General features: G+C 58.1%; 1 protein-coding gene and 1 pseudogene. Both read left to right on the top strand.

Features of this window, described 5'->3' with window-relative positions; translation table 11 throughout:
• Window positions 1-143 precede the first annotated feature (143 nt).
• Complete coding sequence (locus tag I5W_RS20040) at window positions 144-629, top strand: nucleotidyltransferase domain-containing protein (protein WP_237741840.1); 486 nt, start codon at window positions 144-146, stop codon at window positions 627-629.
• Between the two features lie 139 nt (window positions 630-768).
• Window positions 769-1,122 (top strand): annotated as a pseudogene (gene selD, locus I5W_RS20035) (selenide, water dikinase SelD); the annotation flags it as partial.

Here is a 1,122-nt window from a genome sequence, read left to right as displayed (position 1 = left end):
CTGTTGCATTGTGCTCAATTTAGCGCAATTGAGCTAGAATTGAGCGCATGACTACCGTCGGTGACGCCTTATTCTCCAGATCTACCCAAGCCATTCTCGGCCAGCTATTCTTGCGCCCAGAGGGTATGCACTTGCGCGCGCTGATGAGCAGTACTGGCATCAGCTCGGCCTCGGCCCAGCGAGAGCTGGGTAAGCTGACCGAGGCCGGTTTGTTGGTGAGGGAAGAGGTGGGGCGGGTACTGCTCTACAAGCCCAACCCGGATTCTCCAATCTTTTCGGAATTAAGCGCCATCATTCGCAAGACCTTTGGCGTGGCCGATGCGATCAAGGCTATGCTCCAGCCTTTCGCGGCGCAAATCGACAGGGCCTTCCTCTATGGCTCGGTGGCCAAGGGACTGGATACGGCCACCAGCGATATCGACCTGCTGGTACTTGCCGATGAGCTCGGTAGTGCTGATCTCTACCCGGATCTGGTTACCCTCGAAGCGCGCCTGGGTAGGAAGATTTCCCTCACGGTGTATCGCCCTGCCGAATTCCAGAAGAAGCTGGCTGGCCGCAATCACTTCCTGGTTTCTGTGATGGCTGGTCCCAAAATCGAATTGATCGGAGTGCAGGATGGGGCGCAATGAACTGGAGAATCTTGTCAGGCTGCGCCCAGGCTCTGGAGCGATTGTTGTAATTGGTGTGTGCTTGCTTACTGGCTTCCAGTTCGTTTCGGCTTTCAAACGCTGCTAGAATCGGCATCCCCCGATCAGCCAGGACTTTCCCATGAGCGATTCCCTTAGCGAGCCCATTCGCCTGACCCAATACAGCCATGGCGCCGGTTGCGGTTGCAAGATTTCGCCGCAGGTGCTGGAGGTGATCCTCGCCGGCAGCGGTGCCCAGCATCTCGATCCCAAGCTGTGGGTCGGCAATGCTTCCCGTGACGACGCCGCGGTCTATGCCATCGATGAGGAACGCGGCTTGGTCTCGACCACCGATTTCTTCATGCCCATCGTCGATGATCCCTTCGACTTCNGGCGCATCGCCGCCACCAATGCCATCAGCGATATCTACGCCATGGGTGGCGATCCGCTGATGGCCAATGCCATCCCTCGGCTGGCCGGTCAACGTGCTGCCACC

Origin of the sequence: Herbaspirillum sp. B65 (assembly GCF_000333555.1) — a bacterium.
GTDB classification, from domain to species: domain Bacteria; phylum Pseudomonadota; class Gammaproteobacteria; order Burkholderiales; family Burkholderiaceae_D; genus Herbaspirillum; species Herbaspirillum rubrisubalbicans.
The sequence above is the reverse complement of the archived record's forward strand: the minus strand, read 5'-3'. Positions and strand labels throughout refer to the sequence as shown.